The 17,436-nt window shown below is 49.1% G+C and carries 16 protein-coding genes and 1 rRNA gene; 11 read left to right on the top strand and 6 right to left on the bottom strand.

Annotated features, from left to right (window positions below; translation table 11 throughout):
• Positions 1–104: 104 nt before the first annotated feature.
• The 5 genes from H9625_RS02015 to H9625_RS01995 form a co-directional block, all read right to left on the bottom strand.
• Positions 105–1,814, bottom strand: a complete 1,710-nt coding sequence (locus tag H9625_RS02015; protein WP_191762847.1) for an acyl-CoA dehydrogenase family protein — start codon at positions 1,812–1,814, stop codon at positions 105–107.
• Positions 1,815–1,902: 88 nt separating this feature from the next.
• Entirely contained in the window at positions 1,903–2,274 is a 372-nt protein-coding gene (locus H9625_RS02010) for a four helix bundle protein (RefSeq protein ID WP_022040101.1), read from the bottom strand.
• Between the two features lie 62 nt (positions 2,275–2,336).
• Positions 2,337–3,356 (bottom strand): electron transfer flavoprotein subunit alpha/FixB family protein, encoded by a 1,020-nt coding sequence (locus H9625_RS02005; RefSeq protein WP_191762846.1) that lies wholly within the window; start codon positions 3,354–3,356, stop codon positions 2,337–2,339.
• A gap of 189 nt (positions 3,357–3,545) precedes the next feature.
• Entirely contained in the window at positions 3,546–4,433 is an 888-nt protein-coding gene (locus H9625_RS02000) for an electron transfer flavoprotein subunit beta/FixA family protein (protein WP_191762845.1), read from the bottom strand.
• 151 nt (positions 4,434–4,584) lie between these two features.
• Positions 4,585–5,115 (bottom strand): TlpA family protein disulfide reductase, encoded by a 531-nt coding sequence (locus tag H9625_RS01995; protein WP_087210280.1) that lies wholly within the window; start codon positions 5,113–5,115, stop codon positions 4,585–4,587.
• 234 nt (positions 5,116–5,349) lie between these two features.
• Between H9625_RS01995 and H9625_RS01990 the strand changes: the two genes are divergently transcribed.
• Together H9625_RS01990 and H9625_RS01985 are read left to right on the top strand one after the other, a co-directional pair.
• The gene (locus H9625_RS01990; protein WP_022040097.1) at positions 5,350–6,552 is read left to right on the top strand and encodes a mechanosensitive ion channel family protein; all 1,203 of its coding nucleotides are present in this window, start codon (positions 5,350–5,352) and stop codon (positions 6,550–6,552) included.
• Between the two features lie 252 nt (positions 6,553–6,804).
• Positions 6,805–7,173 carry a thioesterase family protein gene (locus H9625_RS01985; RefSeq protein ID WP_013618513.1) on the top strand — a complete coding sequence of 123 codons (369 nt, stop codon included), beginning with the start codon at positions 6,805–6,807 and terminating at the stop codon, positions 7,171–7,173.
• Between the two features lie 209 nt (positions 7,174–7,382).
• On the opposite strand, the gene H9625_RS01980 is transcribed toward H9625_RS01985, so the two are convergent.
• On the bottom strand, positions 7,383–8,072 hold the full coding sequence (locus tag H9625_RS01980; protein WP_225226198.1) for a hypothetical protein: 690 nt from the start codon (positions 8,070–8,072) through the stop codon (positions 7,383–7,385).
• 118 nt (positions 8,073–8,190) lie between these two features.
• On the opposite strand from H9625_RS01980, the gene H9625_RS01975 reads away from it, so the two are divergent.
• From H9625_RS01975 to H9625_RS01935, 9 genes are all read left to right on the top strand, one after another.
• Positions 8,191–9,651, top strand: coding sequence for a rhamnulokinase (locus H9625_RS01975; protein WP_087395821.1), 1,461 nt, complete (start codon positions 8,191–8,193; stop codon positions 9,649–9,651).
• Positions 9,652–9,849: 198 nt separating this feature from the next.
• Positions 9,850–11,109, top strand: a complete 1,260-nt coding sequence (locus H9625_RS01970) for an L-rhamnose isomerase (RefSeq protein ID WP_191762892.1) — start codon at positions 9,850–9,852, stop codon at positions 11,107–11,109.
• 38 nt (positions 11,110–11,147) lie between these two features.
• On the top strand, positions 11,148–12,182 hold the full coding sequence (gene rhaT, locus H9625_RS01965) for an L-rhamnose/proton symporter RhaT (protein ID WP_013618543.1): 1,035 nt from the start codon (positions 11,148–11,150) through the stop codon (positions 12,180–12,182).
• A 133-nt stretch (positions 12,183–12,315) separates the two neighbouring features.
• Positions 12,316–13,125, top strand: a complete 810-nt coding sequence (rhaD, locus tag H9625_RS01960; RefSeq protein WP_013618544.1) for a rhamnulose-1-phosphate aldolase — start codon at positions 12,316–12,318, stop codon at positions 13,123–13,125.
• Between the two features lie 133 nt (positions 13,126–13,258).
• Positions 13,259–14,413, top strand: coding sequence for a lactaldehyde reductase (fucO, locus tag H9625_RS01955; RefSeq protein WP_013618545.1), 1,155 nt, complete (start codon positions 13,259–13,261; stop codon positions 14,411–14,413).
• A gap of 94 nt (positions 14,414–14,507) precedes the next feature.
• Positions 14,508–15,413 (top strand): AraC family transcriptional regulator, encoded by a 906-nt coding sequence (locus H9625_RS01950; protein WP_022038610.1) that lies wholly within the window; start codon positions 14,508–14,510, stop codon positions 15,411–15,413.
• Positions 15,414–15,805: 392 nt separating this feature from the next.
• Complete coding sequence (locus tag H9625_RS01945) at positions 15,806–16,093, top strand: LysO family transporter (protein WP_022038609.1); 288 nt, start codon at positions 15,806–15,808, stop codon at positions 16,091–16,093.
• Complete coding sequence (locus H9625_RS01940) at positions 16,083–16,706, top strand: lysine exporter LysO family protein (RefSeq protein WP_022038608.1); 624 nt, start codon at positions 16,083–16,085, stop codon at positions 16,704–16,706. The genes H9625_RS01945 and H9625_RS01940 overlap by 11 nt, the downstream gene beginning before the upstream one ends.
• Before the next feature lie 663 nt (positions 16,707–17,369).
• Positions 17,370–17,436, top strand: a 16S ribosomal RNA gene (locus H9625_RS01935); the annotation flags it as partial.

Raw genomic sequence — 17,436 nt, 5'->3', positions numbered from 1 at the left:
GAAAACACAGATTTCCGCGGATTTCCGCAGATTATCAGTAATTTATCTGTTTAATCTACGTTCATCCGCGAAAATCTGTGTTTCTTGGTTTTATACATCTGCTTTTAGGCTTTCCGGTAGTTTTCCAATTCTTCTGCTTGGAAGTGCTGGATAAAGCTATAGTGCTTTTCCACTTCGGCTTCGGCATAGTTTACATATACGTCGAGCGACTGGGCGAAGAGTTCGGGAGCCTTGTTCGCGTCTTGCAAGAGCAGGTGGCTCATTACGCAGACCGCAGCCATTTCATACAGGCGGCGTGAGGTAAAGTCGAGCAGTTCTTGATTCTGTGCTTCCTTAATCTTGGCGGTACAAGCTTCCAATTTTCCGGTCATTGCTTTCAGACGGTCCATATAGCCTTGGTATTCGGGTGCGCAAGGGATGGCTTCGTACTCGTGCAAGGTAGCGGCATACGAACCGTTGGTCACGTAACGGATAGCGGCTACGGTCTGGAGCTGGGTTGTTCCTTCGTAGATGCTGGTGATACGTGCGTCGCGGTAGATGCGCTGGCAGGCATATTCCATCATAAAGCCCGAACCTCCGTGTATCTGGATGCAGTCGTAAGCGTTCTGGTTGGCGTATTCCGAGTTCATACCCTTTGCCAGCGGGGTGAAGCTATCTGCCAGTTTGGCGTAACGTTTTTGCTCCTGGCGTTCTTCGGGAGTCAACTTACGCTCGCGGGCGATGTCGTCCAATGCCTTATAGATGTCTACATAGCGTGAAGTCTGGTAAAGCAAGGCACGTCCTGCGTCGAGTTTCGCTTTCATCGTGGCAAGCATATCGTATACGGCAGGGAATTCGATGATAGCCTTACCGAACTGCTTACGGTCTTTAGCGTAGGCAAGCCCTTCGTTGTATGCAGCCTGGCTCAGTCCGACCGATTGGGCTGCGATACCCAGACGTGCACCGTTCATCAGTGCCATCACGTATTTGATAAGTCCCAGTTTGCGGTCGCCGCAAAGTTCGGCTTTCGCGTTCTTGTACACCAGTTCGCAGGTGGGCGAGCCGTGGATGCCGAGCTTGTTTTCGATGCGGCGCACGTCCACGCCTCCGTCGTTCTTGTCGTAGATGAACATCGAGAGCCCGCGTCCGTCGTGCGTGCCTTCTTCCGAGCGTGCCAATACCAAGTGCAGGTTGGCGTCTCCGTTGGTGATGAAACGCTTCACACCGTTCAGGCGCCAGCATTGGTTGGCTTCATCGTAAGTAGCTTTCAGCATGACGCTCTGCAGGTCGCTTCCGGCATCGGGTTCGGTCAGGTCCATTGACATGGTTTCTCCGGCACAGATGCGTGGGATGAAACGGCTGTGCTGGTCTTCGTTTCCGAATTCGTAGAGGGTTTCGATACAGTCCTGCAACGACCAGATGTTTCCGAAGCCCGCATCGGCTTGTGCCACGATTTCGGCGCACATGGTGTAGGGGGTAATCGGAAAGTTCAGTCCTCCGAAGCGGCGGGGCATGGTCATGCCGTTCAGCCCGGCTTTCACCATGGCATCAAGGTTCTGCTTCGTGCCCGAGGCATATTCCACCCGTCCGCCTGCATGGTGCGGACCTTCCAGGTCTACGCCTTCGGCATTGGCTGCAATCACTTCTCCGGTGATTTCTCCGGTGATTTCCAACACTTTGTCGTATGAGTCCATCGCGTCGGCATAGTCTTGCGGCGCATAGTCATACTGGTCTTTGTCTCTATAATCGCGTTCTTTCAACTGACAGATACGCTCCATCATCGGGTTGTTGAGATGGAAGCGCAATTCCGGATGTTCGGTATAATAGTTTGGCATAGTTTTTCTTTGTTTTTAGGAGTTAGAAGGAGTTAGAGGGAGTTAGAAGGAGTTAGAGGACAAATGTTTGGATTGCCTCTTCTTTGCCTTATCTCTCCCATTGTTTGTCGCGGATGCCTTTGCAGTAGGCGTTCAGCAAAAAACTAGTTTCTTCTATGCTCCGTATTAATTCGTAATAGGTATTTTCAGTAATATAATTGAGGTCTTTAGCTAAAAGGATATAATATCGGCATTCTTCCAAGCTGCCTTGTGCGATATTGAGGAAACGGAGTTTGTCTGCCTTACCTAATCTTTTGTAACCTTCTGCTATATTGGCAGGAATAGACATGGCGGCACGGTGGAATTGTGAGCTAAGCCCAAATTGTTCGTGAGCGGGAAACTTGCTTGTCGCCCGATAGACATCCAGAACGAACCGGTGCGCCTTCTGCCATGCTAAGATGTCGGTAAAACTTTGTGTCATAAGTAAAAACTATTGGCTTCTAACTCCTTCTAACTCCCTCTAACTCCTTTTAACTCCTTCCATTATTTACTATTTTTCTTATAATACTTAATCATCTTCGGAATGACCTCTTCCACCGTCCCGTTAATCACATAATCAGCAATTGTGTTGATCGGCGCGTTCGGGTCGCTGTTCACCGAGATGATGATGCCTGCGTCCTGCATGCCGGCGATGTGCTGGATTTGTCCGGAGATGCCGCAGGCGATGTAGAGTTTCGGGTGAACCGTTACGCCGGTCTGGCCTATCTGGCGGTCGTGGTCGCAGAAGCCTGCGTCTACGGCGGCACGGCTGGCACCCACTTCGGCGTGAAGCTCTTTAGCCAGTTCGAAGAGCATGTCGAAGCCTTCCTTGCTTCCCATACCGTAACCTCCGGCTACGACGATGGGCGAGCCTTTCAGGTTGTGTTTCGCCTTTTCCACGTGGCGGTCGATGACCTTTACCACATAGTCGGTTTCGGGGACGAACTTCGCTACATCGTGTCGGATGACTTCACCCTGATAGTTCTCGTCGAGGATTTCTTTCTTCATCACACCTTCACGCACCGTAGCCATTTGTGGACGGTGTTCGGGGTTGACGATGGTGGCAACGATGTTTCCTCCGAATGCCGGACGGATTTGGTACAACAGGTTCTTATAGGTGACACCATTCTTCTTGTCTTCGTGGTCGCCTATCTCCAGCTGGGTACAGTCGGCGGTCAGTCCGCTGGTCAGGGCAGAAGATACGCGCGGGCCCAAGTCGCGTCCGATGACCGTAGCGCCCATCAGGCAGATTTGAGGCTTTTCTTCTTTGAAAAGGTTCACCAAGATAGAGGTATGGGGCAGGGAAGTGTAAGGGTACAATCCCGGTGCATCGAATACGTGCACACGGTCTGCGCCGTAGGGGAGCACTTGTTTTTCTACATCGTCAAGTCCGCTTCCCGCACAGATGGCTTCCAGTTGGCATCCTAATTCGTTCGCCAGTTTACGGCCTTTCGTTAACAGTTCGAGGCTGACGTCGGCAACATGCGTGCCGTCCATCTCACAATATACAAATACGTTGTTCATTGCATTTTAGTTTTTAAGTTTTTGAGTTTTTGAGTTTGTAAGTTTGTAAGTTTGTAAGTTTGTAAGTTTGTAAGTTTGTAAGTTTGTAAGTTTGTAAGTTTGTGAGTTTGTAAATCTCAACTCAAAAACTTAAAAAACTCAAGAACTTAAAAAACTCAAGAACTTAAAAACTCAAGAACTCAAAGCGGTTTATCCGATAGTATGGTTAGCCAACAGTTCAACAATCAGGTTTTCTACATCCGCGTCGCTTCCCGTCAGGGTCTTGCTTTCCTTTGCCTGGAAAATGATGTTCTCAATTTTCTTTACCTTCGTGGGAGACCCCGACAGGCCGCATTGTTTCGTGTCGCCGTTCACGTCTGCCACGCTCCATTCGGTGATGTTCAGGTAAGGATGTTTCTCGTATTGGTCTGCATAGGGCAGGGAAGCTCCATCTTTGGTCAGGGCTGCTTTTTCCTGTCCGCCTAAGGCACGTTTGTATTTCATCACCAGTTTGGCGTTACGCGGGCGGCAGGGTGCTGCGCTTCCGTTTACGGTCAATACGATAGGAAGCGGACCTTCTACGGTTTCCACGCCTCCGTCGATGTGGCGTTTCACACGGATAGCCTTGCCGCTTACCTCTTCGATTTCTTCTACGTAAGTGACCTGCGGCAATCCTAACTTCTCTGCCACTTGCGGACCTACCTGTGCCGTATCACCGTCGATGGCTTGGCGTCCGCCGATGATAAGGTCATACTCGCCAATCTTGCGGATAGCAGTGGCAAGGGCATACGAAGTGGCAAGCGTGTCGGCACCGGCAAAAGCACGGTCGGTCAATAAGTATCCGTTGTCGGCTCCTCTGTATAAACCTTCACGGATGATTTCGGCTGCACGTCCGGGGCCCATGGTCAGGATGGTGACGGTAGAACCGGGATGCGTGTCTTTCAGTCGGAGTGCCTGTTCAAGGGCATTCAGGTCTTCCGGGTTGAATATCGCCGGAAGCGCCGCACGGTTGATGGTGCCGTCGGCATTCATGGCATCTTTCCCTACGCAACGCGTGTCGGGTACTTGTTTTGCCAAAACTACAATTTTCAAACTCATTTGATTATTTATTTTGGTATTAGTAATTTAATTAGTTGCCGGCAAAGTTAATGAAACCATTCGTTTTTTCACCATGAACTGTTCACTATTAACGATTAATTTAATAGAATATTCCAATTATCCCCTACCGGTTTGGGGAAAATGCGGATGTTCATTCTTTGTTTTTCATCCTTAATGCCTCCACGTCTTCCGTAAGCTCATCCAGTCCGGCTATCGGGTCGTCCGAATACGTGCTGTAGACTTGCAGGCTCTTGTCGGATACGTACACCCGCGGGATGCCTTGCCCCGAAAACAGGTTGTACACGCTCCGGCTTTCTTGCGCCGAATAGGGGAGGGTCAGGCCATGGGCTTGCCAATAAGCTTCGATTTCCTCCGCCGCCTCTTCACGGCTGATGCAATAGATGGCGACTGAATCGTTGGCCCGGTACAAGTCGTACAGCTGCTGGATGACCGGAAGCTCCTGTTGGCAATCAGGGCATCCGGTATGGAAGAATACCAGTACCGACACCTTGCCTTGAAGGTCGGAAGTGGCAAGCATGGAGCCGTTGTCCAATTCTACCTGAAATTCAGGCAGCGTGTCGCCCGCCACAATGCCCGCCTCGCCGTATGCCGCATCATCGCGGATACAGCCGGCCAGGATGAGGCAGATTCCCCATAAAATGCAGTAATAAATGTGTGTCATAAGCGAATCTTAACAGGTTATACGTCTTTTCGTGGATAAATATATGAAAAAAGCTTCGTATATTTGCCTCGTTAAAAGCAAAAACTTACAGAAGCCCATGTAGGGGCGTATCGCATACGCCCGAATACGCCAGCTTCTTGCTTGTTACGCTGGATTTGTAATCCGGCGTGACAAGAAGAAACTCAAAAACTCAAAAACTTAAAAACTTAAAAACTCAAAAACTCAAAAACTTATATGGAACATATAGATGAAGAAATCGCCCGTGTCTTGATGGAAATGGGCATCGACAAGTCGAATCTGGACTGGACGACACGTGTGATATTGATATTGGCTATATTGCTGGTTTCGTACATCGTGACGAAGTTATTCCGTCATGCGCTGATTCCGGCGGTGCGCAAGCTGACGGCAAAGACGAAGGCGAAATGGGACGATTACCTGTTCAACGATGACATGCTGCACAGTTTCTCCCGGATGATTCCGCCTATCATCTTTTACCTGCTGCTGCCTTTCGCTTTCGATGGCTATCCCTACGTGCTTACCATCCTGTTGAAAGCATGCCTCATTTACCTGGTGGTCACAACGCTGATGCTGGTCAACGCATTCTTGAAGTCGCTTTATGAAATTTCGAACGAGCACGAGACCTTGCGCTACCGCCCGCTGAAAGGAATTTACCAGATGGTGAGCATTCTTGCTTTTTGTGTAGGCCTGATTCTGATAATCAGCATCCTCATCGACCAGAATGCCGCTACGATTCTTGCCGGACTGGGTGCTTCGGCGGCAGTGCTGATGCTGATATTCAAAGACAGCATCCTCGGGCTGGTGGCTGGCGTACAGCTCTCGGCGAACGACATGCTGCGTCCGGGCGACTGGGTCACGATGGCGAAATACGGTGCCGACGGGTTTGTGAAAGAAGTGTCGCTCACCACGGTGAAGGTGCAGAACTTCGACAAGACCATCACCACCATTCCCCCGTATGCCTTGGTGAGCGATTCGTTCCAGAACTGGCGCGGGATGTGGGAGACGGGAGGAAGGCGCATCAAGCGTTCGCTCAATATCGATATGACCACCATCCGCTTCTGCACCGGTGATGAAATGGAGGCTTTTGCAGAAAAAGGGTGGATCGGCATGCCCGAAGAAGGGGCAGAACCGGTGGTGAACCTGGAAGTGTTCCGGAGATATGCGCTGGAATACCTCCATGCGCATCCCCGTATTCATCAGGATATGATGATTATGGTGCGTCAGATGCAGCCCACTCCCGAGGGGCTTCCGCTGGAGTTCTATTGTTTCACGCAGACAACGGAGTGGCTTGCCTATGAAGGCATTCAGAACGAGGTCTTCAATCATTTCATTGCCGTGCTGCCCCGGTTTGGCTTACGTGTGTACCAGCATCCGTCGGGAAACGATTTGGCGGGATTCATGGAGGTTATAAGGAGTTAAGGAGTTATAGGGAGTTATAGGGAGTTAAGAAGTTAAGGAGTTAAGAAGTCAAGGAGTTAAGGAGTTAAGAAGTTAAGGAGTCAAGGAGTTAAGAAGTCAAGCCAATACTTTCACTAATGCTTTCACCAACAAAACTATTGGCTTTAACTCCTAATGGAGCGAAGCGGAGTGATAACTCCTTTTAACTCCTTAACTCCTAAACGAAATGATAACTCCTTCTAACTCCCTCTAACTCCTAAAAAAACAACAAATATGGAAAAAGGATTGACTTATACAAGTAAAGTAAAAGTGACGCAGGCGAATACCGCCCTGGCGTTAGGTTCGGGCGATATGGAAGTGTTTGCTACGCCCGCCTTGGTAGCATTGATGGAAAATGCGGCGATGAAGGCTGTACAGCCCGAGCTTCCCGAAGGCAGCACTACGGTGGGCGCTTTTATCGAAACCACCCATGTGAAACCTTCGGCGCTGGGCGAGGAAGTGTCCGCCACGGCGGTACTGGAGAATGTGGAAGGACGGAAACTGGCTTTCAAGGTGACGGCTTCCGATACGAAAGGCGTGGTAGGCGAAGCCACCCACATCCGCTACATCGTAGACCGTGAACGGTTTATGAGCAAACTCTGAATGTTTATTCCTGTTCCCGAAGCAGCCTGTAAATTTGGTTGCAATAGGCTATATAATCCACATGACTTATTCATGAATGGAAAGAAGTATAATTGCGTTTTGTGTACAATTACAAATCGTACAGCAATACAATTACTAATCGTGTAGCGTGACGATTAGTAATCGTACACGGAGCGCAGTTATATTATTGGTTTTTTGACTGGTTCGTTTTACTTTCCCAAAGGGTAGCTCAGTTCTTTATAAGCGGTGGCGGGGATGATTTTCACTTTTTCTCCGCATAAAAGGAACAGGGCGTTGCCCACTTTTCCTATTTGTTTGCCGGTTAATGTCTCGTTATTTTGATACCGGACGGTAATGTCTTTTTTCTGGGGTACGGCATTGTAAGTGTATACGCCATAAAAATAGGCTCCATAAAATATATAGGCGGTAATGACAAAGATATAGCTGGCGGGCTTATACCAGCTTCTTTCGGTCCATTTAAAACTCCATTTCTTATAGGACTTTGGAAAATGTTTTTTCCAAAGCTTGTCCATTTTCATGGTAAAGAGAACCAGCAGCATTGAGCCGAAGATGAAAAGCAGGATGTGCATGTCTTCGAATGGGGAAATTAAGAAATCGAAGACCGAAGCGTATTGGAAGATGTTCAGTCCGAAAGCTTCATATCTGAAATAGTTGAAAATCATGCCGATGATGACCATGGCAAGATAGCCCAGTGGCAGGAAACGGGATAGTTCGCCCGTTATCCGTTCATAAGTCTTTTTCTGCAGTTCGTTTTCCATATCAGAGGATAATAAATAAATGTGGCGGTAAAGATAGGTAATATTGGCGTCTTGTCCAAAACCTGCCGGATTTTGTGTGTAGGATGTGGAGAAAACTCTTCCCTTCATCTTGGTTTTCATGCTGAAAAGCATGTCAAATCATTTATATTTTCGGTCAAAATGCGCATGATAGCGTATGATTGATTCGCTTATCTTTGCAGCAAAAGAAAATTTGGTAACATTAAACTCGGAACAGGCTATGACAAAATGCTTTTTCGCCGTCGACCTCGGGGCTACCAGCGGGCGTACGATAATAGGCTCTTTCACTCAGGAAGGACTGGTAACAGAAGAAATGAACCGTTTCCCCAATCATATCATCGAGACGGGGGGACACTTCTACTGGGATATCTACGAACTTTACCGGAACATTCTGGAGGGGCTGAAACGGGCTGCGGCGCGTGAGGACATCGAAATCACTTCGATCGGCATCGATACGTGGGGCGTGGATTTCGTGTGCGTGGGCAAGGACGGAAGCCTGCTGCGCCAGCCTTATTCGTACCGCGACCCGCATACCGAGGGCGCTCCCGGGAAGTATTTCGAACGGGTGCCGCGCAGCCGGGTGTATGAGTTGACCGGCATTCAGGTGATGAACTTCAATTCCATATTCCAGCTCGACACAATGCTCCGCCACAAGGACAGTGCGCTGGAAGCGGCAGACAAGCTCCTCTTTATCCCCGACGCGCTGAGCTATATGCTTACGGGCGAGATGGTGTGCGAATATACCATTGCCTCTACCGCCCAGCTGGTGAACGCGAAGACGCGCCGCCTGGAGCCCGAGCTGCTGAAAAGCCTGATGCTGGACGAAGACAACTTCGGCCGCTTTGTCTATCCGGGCGAGACCGTGGGCACGCTTACCGAAGAGGTGCAGCGCATCACCGGGCTGGGAGCCGTGCCCGTGATTGCCGTAGCCGGACACGATACGGCATCGGCGGTGGCTGCGGTTCCTGCGCAAAACAAGAACTTCGCTTACCTGAGCAGCGGCACGTGGTCGCTGATGGGGGTGGAGACCGATGCGCCGGTCATCAACGCCGATACCGAAGCTTTGAACTTTACGAACGAAGGCGGAGTGAACGGTACCATCCGTCTGCTGAAGAATATCTGCGGCATGTGGCTCTTGGAGCGTTGCCGTGCCGGATGGGGCGAGACTTCCTATCCCGAACTGATAGCCGAGGCGAATGCCAGCGAACCGTTCCGCAACCTGATTGCGCCCGATGACCCTGTCTTCGCCAACCCTGCGGATATGGAAGAAGCCATCAAGGCGTATTGCACGGCACACAAGCAGCCTGCCATCGAGACGCGCGGGCAAATCGTGCGCTGCATCTTCGAGAGCCTTGCCCTGCGCTACCGCCAGGTGCTGGAAAACCTTCAGACACTTTCGCCCAATCCGATAGAAGTGTTGCACGTCATCGGCGGAGGAAGCCGCAACGAGCTGCTCAACCAGTGGACGGCAAATGCCATCGGCATCCCCGTGGTTGCGGGCCCGTCGGAAGCTACTGCCGTGGGCAATATCATGATTCAGGCGCTGGCTGCCGGAAAAGCTACCGACATCCAGCTGATGCGCCGCTTCGTGAGCCAGGCGATTCCGCTCAAGACCTTCCAGCCCCAGAACAAAGAGGTATGGGACGCCGCTTATTTGCAGTTTAAGACGGTGACACAATGATATAAATAGGAGTTAAAGGGGAGTTATTTCAGGGAGTTAAAAGGAGTTAGAAGCCAATACTTTTACTAATGGAAGCCATAGCAGAACTATTGGCATTTAACTCCTGCCGAAGGCATAACTCCTTTTTACTCCCTTTAACTTCCCCAAATAATTCCTTCTATTCAATAAAACTTATTCATTAACATAAAAAACAATACTATTATGAAAGAAGAACTCGTAAACAAAGCGTATGAAATCGCGAAAGAACGCTATGCGGCTGTAGGCGTAGACGTGGAAAAAGTAATGGAAACCATGCAGGACTTCCACCTGTCGCTGCACTGCTGGCAGGCAGACGATGTCATCGGATTCGAAACCGGAGCAGGCTCGCTGACCGGAGGTATCCAGACCACCGGAAATTATCCCGGACGTGCACGCAACATCGATGAGCTGCGCCAGGATATCCTGAAAGCCGCTTCGTACATTCCCGGTACTCACCGCTTGAACCTGCACGAAATCTACGGTGACTTCCAGGGTGAACCCGTAGACCGCGACCAGGTAGAGCCACGTCATTTCCAAAGCTGGATGGACTGGGGAAAAGAACACAACATGAAGCTCGACTTCAACTCTACTTCTTTCTCGCACCCGAAAAGCGGAAGCCTGACATTGGCTAATCCCGACGAAAGCATCCGCCGGTTCTGGATTGAGCACACCAAGCGTTGCCGTGCCGTGGCGGAAGCCATGGGCGAGGCACAGGGCGACCCCTGTATCATGAACGTATGGGTGCACGACGGAAGCAAGGACATCACCGTGAACCGCATGAAATACCGCGAACTGCTGAAGGATTCGCTCGACCAGATTTTCGCTACCGAATACAAGAACATGAAAGACTGCATCGAATCGAAAGTGTTCGGTATCGGGCTGGAAAGCTATACCGTAGGCTCGAACGACTTCTACATCGGCTATGGCGTATCGCACAACAAGATGATTACGTTGGATACCGGTCACTTCCACCCGACCGAGAGCGTTGCCGACAAGGTTTCGTCGCTCCTGCTCTACGTGCCCGAACTGATGTTGCACGTGAGCCGTCCTATCCGTTGGGACTCGGACCACGTGACCATTATGGACGACCCGACACTGGAACTCTTCCAGGAAATCGTGCGTTGCGGCGCGCTCGACCGCGTGCACTACGGCCTCGATTACTTCGATGCCAGCATCAACCGCATCGGCGCGTACGTTGTGGGTAGCCGTGCGGCACAGAAATGCATGCTCCGCGCGCTTCTCGAACCGCTTGCGCAGCTCCGCCAGTACGAAGCAAACGGCCAGCTGTTCGAACGCCTCGCCCTGCTGGAAGAAGCCAAAGCGTTGCCTTGGAACGCCGTATGGGACATGTTCTGCTTGAAGAACAACGTGCCGGTAGGCGAAGAATTCATTGCCGAGGTAGAAAAATACGAGGCAGACGTGACATCGAAACGCGGTTAATCCTTGCCCGGGAGAAGTTCTAAAAAACGATTCAGATAATGGATATAGTAATCGGACTATTGATTATTGCTATCGGTGCGTTCTGCCAGTCGAGCTGTTACGTGCCGATTAATCGGATAAAAGACTGGAGCTGGGAGTCGTACTGGCTGGTTCAGGGCGTGTTTGCCTGGCTGGTTTTCCCGCTGCTGGGTGCGTTGCTGGCTGTTCCTGCGGGACACAGCCTTTTTGAGTTGTTTGCCGGTGCAAGCGGGCTGGATGTGGCAATGACCATCCTTTTCGGTGTGCTGTGGGGCGTGGGCGGACTGACTTTCGGGCTTTCGATGCGCTACCTTGGCGTGGCGCTGGGACAAAGCATCTCGCTGGGCACGTGTGCCGGTCTGGGCACCATTCTGGCTCCGGTGATACTGAACGTCTTCTATCCCGAGGCGCATCATCTGGAGAAGCTGACGGCTTCGGTCATCATCGGTGTAGTGGTGACGCTTGTGGGCATTGCCATCATCGGCGTGGCGGGCAACATGAAGTCGCAGAGCCTGAGCGAAGAGGAGAAAAAGGCGGCGGTGAAGGACTTCAATTTCCCGAAAGGCATTGCCATCGCCCTGCTGGCAGGGTTTATGAGCGGTTGCTTCAATGTGGGGCTGGAGTTCGGCTCGTCTATCCACTTCGAGGAGTCGGCGGATATGTTCAAGACGCTTCCGGCAACGTTCCTCGTCACGCTGGGCGGTTTTGTGACGAATGCCGTGTATTGTTTCTTCCAGAACGGGAAGAACCGCACGTGGGGAGACTATCGTAAAGGCAATGTATGGACGAATAACCTCGTCTTCTGTGCCCTGGCTGGCGTGTTGTGGTATAGCCAGTTCTTCGGGCTGGCACTCGGCAAGGGCTTCCTCACCTCGTCGCCCGTGCTGATGACTTTCGCCTTCTGCATCCTGATGGCGCTCAACGTGGTGTTCTCGAACGTGTGGGGCATCATCCTGAAGGAATGGAAAGGTTGCTCGCCGAAGACCATTACGGTATTGGTCATCGGTCTGGCGGTGCTCATCGTGTCATCGTTCCTGCCTCAGTTGCTGGGGTGATTTTTATATTATAGGAAACGCAGATTAGCGCGGATTCACGCAGATAGTTTCATAATTTAATTTTTAATCCGCGGAAATCTGTGTTAATCCGCGTTTCAAGAAACATAAAACAATAACTTAAAATTCATAAGTCATGGAATCAATATTGAACAACCGTCCGGCACTGGCTGCCGAGATTGGTAAAGTAGCAGAAGTCGCAGGCTATCTGTGGCAGAAAGGCTGGGCTGAACGCAACGGCGGAAACATCACCATCAACATCACCGAATACGTGGACGATGCCATCCGCACGATGCCCGCTATCAGCGAAGTGAAACAAATCGGTGCGGTACTCCCCCAATTGAAGGGATGTTATTTCTATTGCAAAGGCACGCAGAAACGGATGCGCGACCTGGCACGCGACCCGATGGCAAACGGCTCGGTTATCCGCATTCTGGATGATTGTGCCAGCTATGTCATCATCGCCGACCAGCCGGTGATGCCTACTTCTGAGTTGCCTTCGCACCTGAGTGTGCACAACTACCTGCTTTCGAAGGGTATGAACTACAAGGCATCGCTCCACACTCACCCCATCGAACTGGTGGCGTTGACCCATAACCAGAAGTTTATGCAGAAGGATGTCGCTTCCAACCTCTTGTGGAGCATGATCCCGGAGACGAAGGCATTTTGTCCGCGCGGCTTGGGAATGGTTCCCTACAAATTGCCCAGCTCGGTAGAACTGGCTGAGGCGACCATCAAGGAACTGGATGACTACGATGTGGTGATGTGGGAAAAGCACGGCGTGTTTGCCGTAGATACCGACATCATGGCGGCATTCGACCAGGTGGATGTGCTCAACAAATCGGCACTGATTTACATCGCGGCGAAGAACATGGGCTTCGAACCCGAAGGCATGAGCCAGGAGCAGATGAAGGAAATGTCAGTGGCTTTCAATTTGCCGAAATGAAAGACGATAGAAACGCAGATTTTCGCAGATTAACGCAGATATTATTTAATTGAAAATTTTCAATCTGCGGAAATCTGCGTTAATCCGCGTTTAAAATAGGCTTTATCATTTAACCTTTAAACAAAACAGAACTATGTACAGAATGATTTTGAACGAAACCTCGTATTTCGGTGCGGGATGCCGCGAAAGCATTGGCACGGAAGCGCAGCGCAGAGGTTTCAAGAAAGCGTTTTTCGTGACCGACAACGATTTGATTCGTTTTCACGTGGCAGATAAAGTGATTGAAGTGTTCGACAAGAACAACATCCCTTACGAAGTGTATAGCGACGTGAAGGCAAATCCCACCATCGCCAACGTGCAGCACGGCGTGGAGGCTTATAAAGCTTCGGGAGCCGATTTCATCGTAGCATTGGGCGGAGGCTCGGCGATTGATACCGCCAAAGGCATCGGTATCGTGGTGAATAATCCCGAATTTGCCGATGTGCGTTCGTTGGAAGGGGTTGCCGATACCCGCCATAAAGCGGTTCCGACTTTTGCATTGCCTACTACGGCAGGTACGGGAGCCGAAGTGACCATCAACTATGTCATCATCGACGAGCAGGCTCAAAAGAAAATGGTATGTGTCGACCCGAATGACATCCCGTGTGTAGCGATTGTCGACCCCGAATTGATGTATTCCATGCCCAAAGGCTTGACCGCCGCTACGGGTATGGATGCCCTGACCCACGCCATCGAAAGCTACATTACGCCGGGTGCGTGGCTGATGTCGGATATGTTCGAACTGAAGGCTATCGAAATGATTGCCGGGAACCTGAAGGCTGCGGTAGATAATGGCAACGACCCGGTGGCGCGTGAAGCAATGTCGCAGGCACAATATATCGCCGGTATGGGGTTCAGCAACGTAGGGCTGGGCATCGTACACTCGATGGCTCATCCGCTGGGTGCGCATTATGACACACCTCACGGCGTGGCAAACGCATTGCTCTTGCCTTATGTGATGGAGTATAATGCCGAATCGCCGGCGGCTCCCAAGTATATCCATATCGCCAAGGCAATGGGAGTGGATACGGAAGGCATGACCGAGGCAGAAGGGGTGAAAGCAGCCATCGAGGCGGTGCGTGCCCTCTCGCTCAGCATCAACATCCCGCAGAAGCTGCACGAAATCGGTGTGCGCGAGGAAGACCTGCACCAGTTGGCAATCGATGCCTTCAACGATGTCTGCACCGGAGGCAATCCGCGTCCCACTTCGATAGAAGACATCGAAGCCCTGTATCGCAAGGCATATTGATGTCTTTTTTGTATAATTTGTATAAAATGGAGGAGGCCCGTTGTGGTCTCCTTTTTAATTTGTATATTTGCCATAATCCGTAAAATCCACACGTATGGCAAAATTATACAATGATACAGGCATGGAACTGAAATATCTTATCGTAAATGATAAAGACCGGAGCTTCGGGCTTTCAATCAATACGGTAGGTTATCAATCGATTCGTCCTAATTCTCCTTATCCGGTGCGGAATCATCCTACAGGATATTTTTTTAATGCCCAAAAAGGACGTGTCCTGCGTGAGTATCAGTTGCTTTACATTACGAAAGGGCAAGGTTCTTTTGCATCCGATGATACTCCTGACCGGCAGGTGGGAAAAGGGCATCTGATTGTTCTTTTTCCCGGACAATGGCATACATACAAGCCGGATACGGCAACGGGATGGAATGAATATTACATTGGATTTGAAGGGACAATGGCCGACCAGCTTGTCAGGAATTCTTTTTTGACAAAAGATAACCAGGTGCTCGACATCGGACTGAATGAGGAGCTGGCCATGTTGTTTTCGCGTGCATTGGAGGTAGCTGAGGAGGATAAGACGGCGTCACAACAATATTTGGCAGGGATTGTATTGCATATGATTGGGTTGGTGCTTTCCGTATCCCGGAATAATGTGTTTGAAAAAGATAATGTGTCCGAGAAGATGGAACAGGCCAAAATTATCATGAACGAAAATCTTTGTCGGGAGATAGATCCGGAACAGTTGGCGGCACGGTTGAATCTCAGCTATTCGTGGTTTCGCAAGGCGTTTAAAGATTATACGGGATATGCTCCGGCAAAATATTTTCAGGAACTGAAAATGCGGAAAGCCAAGCAATTGTTGGTCGGAAGTACGCATTCGGTGAAGGAAATCTGCTTTATGTTGGGATATACATCTACCGAGCATTTTTCGAATTTGTTTAAGAAACATGCAGGGATTACACCATTGAAATACAGGGCATTCGGTAGGGATTTAAAATAATATCGGAATATTTCCTGTATATATATTCTGTATTTCGGTAAAAATGCTTATCTTTGCAGCCCGTTAAATGATAGAAAGGCTATGAAGGTTTTATTACAACATATTACTCCATGTATGTGTGCGTGTCGGCAAGAGAAGACGCACAGGAGGTTTGTTGTGCATTGGTTTACGGGCTTTATCTAAATGGTCGACAAGTAGGGAAGGTACGTTCTGTACTTTCCATTCCGGTTGTTTTTATAACAATGAATATCCTTTTTTCAGCCAATACATCCTTCATACATCAAGTCAAGAATACTTTTTGTAGAGATTCAAAAACGTTTCTAAACAGGCTCTTGGGGTGATATAAGGGAATGTATTGCTCTGTTTTATTTCTAAAGCTTAATGTGTTAGTTATGTTTACGGTTTTGTTCCTGTTGTTTATAGGGATAGGAATCGGTTATGTGTTTCGTCGGGTGACTTTTTTGCATCAAGTAGAGAAGACCGTTTCCTATACCGTGTTATTGATGTTATTTGTATTCGGCATCTCCATCGGGTCGAACGATGAGTTGGTTTCAAATTTGGATAAGTTTGGTTATCAGGCGGCTTTTCTCGCTGTATTGGGAACGATGGGTAGTCTGGTAGGAGGGTATTTCGCATACCGTTTTCTATTTAAGAAAGAAAGGAGGAACGATGAAGAATAGTTTGCTTATTATTTGTGTCTTTACGCTGGGTGGTATGTTAGGGGCTCATCATTGGGTTCCTTCAGAATGGGTGAAAGGGAATACCACGATGTTGATTCTTTATGCCCTGATTCTTCAAGTTGGCATTGGTATTGGTTCTAATAAGAATTTGAAAGAGATGCTTCATGCATTGAATTTCAAGATGTTGCTTGTCCCTTTGTCTACTATTGCAGGGACTTTGCTTTTTTCTTTTTTTGCCAGTTTTTTTCTGACGCATTGGGGTACTGCCGATTGCATGGCGGTGGGAAGCGGCTTTGCCTATTATTCTCTCTCATCGGTACTGATAACCGAAATTAAGAGTGCATCGGTGGGAGTGCAGGTTGCAGCGGAATTAGGTACATTGGCTCTATTGGCAAATATCATTCGGGAAATGATTTCGTTGTTGGGAGCCCCCTTCTTTACACGGGTTTTTGGTAGGTTGGCACCTATTTCGGCTGCAGGCATCAATTCAATGGATGTAATGTTGCCGTTGGTGTATCGGTACTCGGGGAAAAATTTAGTGCCATTAGCTATTTTGCATGGAATAATTCTGGAAATGAGTGTTCCTTTACTCATATCTTTCTTTTGTCGATAAAGTAAAGGATTTTATACCAGGCACGGTATGGATTTGTGCATCTTTATGGGGCATAGATAGGCATAGACAGACATAGCTCTTGTTTTTTGTTCCTGGAATTTATGCGTCATTTTCGTAAAAAAGATGATGTGCACATTGTCTTTATATACGGTGACATATGCGAAATGTGCAAATAAATACTGCGAGAAGTATCGTTCTCTTTTTATACGCACTTATATGTACGGGTCAACGGATATATCTTCCATGCCCCCGTTCATATAGGTGCTTTTTTGTATCCTTGCCTTCGGTTTTCTGTTGTCATATATATAATAAGGAGTATTGTTATTCTTACTAAGTTTTTTCCAGGTGTAAATATTTTCCTGTATATCTGTGAATATCAGCATTTTGCATATTTCACATGAAAAAAGTTTCAAAAAAAGTTCTCCAGTTACTTGCAGTTTCGGTAAAAAGGCGTACCTTTGCACTCGCTTTCCGAAAGGGACGCCACCTGAAAAGGTTGTGTAAGTCCCTGGTGAGCAAGATCTTTGATATGATTTGGATACAGGAAACGCAGTACGAAAAGTGAATGACGTGAAGGTTAGAAAGATGTAACCGGACCTGGACAGGAAAAAAATGCGCCTTGCCTTTCTTTTTTTTGGGGGGCAGGCGATGAAAAGATATTTTACAATGAAGAGTTTGATCCTGGCTCAGGATGAACGCTAGCTACAGGCCTAACACATGCAAGTCGAGG

Origin of the sequence: Phocaeicola intestinalis (genome assembly GCF_014837065.1) — a bacterium.
GTDB classification, from domain to species: Bacteria; Bacteroidota; Bacteroidia; order Bacteroidales; family Bacteroidaceae; genus Phocaeicola; species Phocaeicola intestinalis.
Note: the sequence above shows the minus strand (reverse complement) of the source record. Positions and strands in the feature narration are given on the sequence as shown.

Bases quoted from the DNA above. Each gene is read 5' to 3' on its own strand.
- rhaT (WP_013618543.1), top strand. From the start codon at position 11,148: ATGGATATAGTAATCGGACTATTGATTATTGCTATCGGTGCGTTCTGC.
- H9625_RS01995 (WP_087210280.1), bottom strand. From the start codon at position 5,115: ATGACACACATTTATTACTGCATTTTATGGGGAATCTGCCTCATCCTG.
- H9625_RS01980 (WP_225226198.1), bottom strand. From the start codon at position 8,072: ATGAAAACCAAGATGAAGGGAAGAGTTTTCTCCACATCCTACACACAA.
- H9625_RS01990 (WP_022040097.1), top strand. From the start codon at position 5,350: ATGGAACATATAGATGAAGAAATCGCCCGTGTCTTGATGGAAATGGGC.
- fucO (WP_013618545.1), top strand. From the start codon at position 13,259: ATGTACAGAATGATTTTGAACGAAACCTCGTATTTCGGTGCGGGATGC.
- H9625_RS01940 (WP_022038608.1), top strand. From the start codon at position 16,083: ATGAAGAATAGTTTGCTTATTATTTGTGTCTTTACGCTGGGTGGTATG.
- H9625_RS02000 (WP_191762845.1), bottom strand. From the start codon at position 4,433: ATGAGTTTGAAAATTGTAGTTTTGGCAAAACAAGTACCCGACACGCGT.
- rhaD (WP_013618544.1), top strand. From the start codon at position 12,316: ATGGAATCAATATTGAACAACCGTCCGGCACTGGCTGCCGAGATTGGT.
- H9625_RS01950 (WP_022038610.1), top strand. From the start codon at position 14,508: ATGGCAAAATTATACAATGATACAGGCATGGAACTGAAATATCTTATC.
- H9625_RS01985 (WP_013618513.1), top strand. From the start codon at position 6,805: ATGGAAAAAGGATTGACTTATACAAGTAAAGTAAAAGTGACGCAGGCG.
- H9625_RS02010 (WP_022040101.1), bottom strand. From the start codon at position 2,274: ATGACACAAAGTTTTACCGACATCTTAGCATGGCAGAAGGCGCACCGG.
- H9625_RS01975 (WP_087395821.1), top strand. From the start codon at position 8,191: ATGACAAAATGCTTTTTCGCCGTCGACCTCGGGGCTACCAGCGGGCGT.
- H9625_RS02015 (WP_191762847.1), bottom strand. From the start codon at position 1,814: ATGCCAAACTATTATACCGAACATCCGGAATTGCGCTTCCATCTCAAC.
- H9625_RS01945 (WP_022038609.1), top strand. From the start codon at position 15,806: ATGTTTACGGTTTTGTTCCTGTTGTTTATAGGGATAGGAATCGGTTAT.
- H9625_RS02005 (WP_191762846.1), bottom strand. From the start codon at position 3,356: ATGAACAACGTATTTGTATATTGTGAGATGGACGGCACGCATGTTGCC.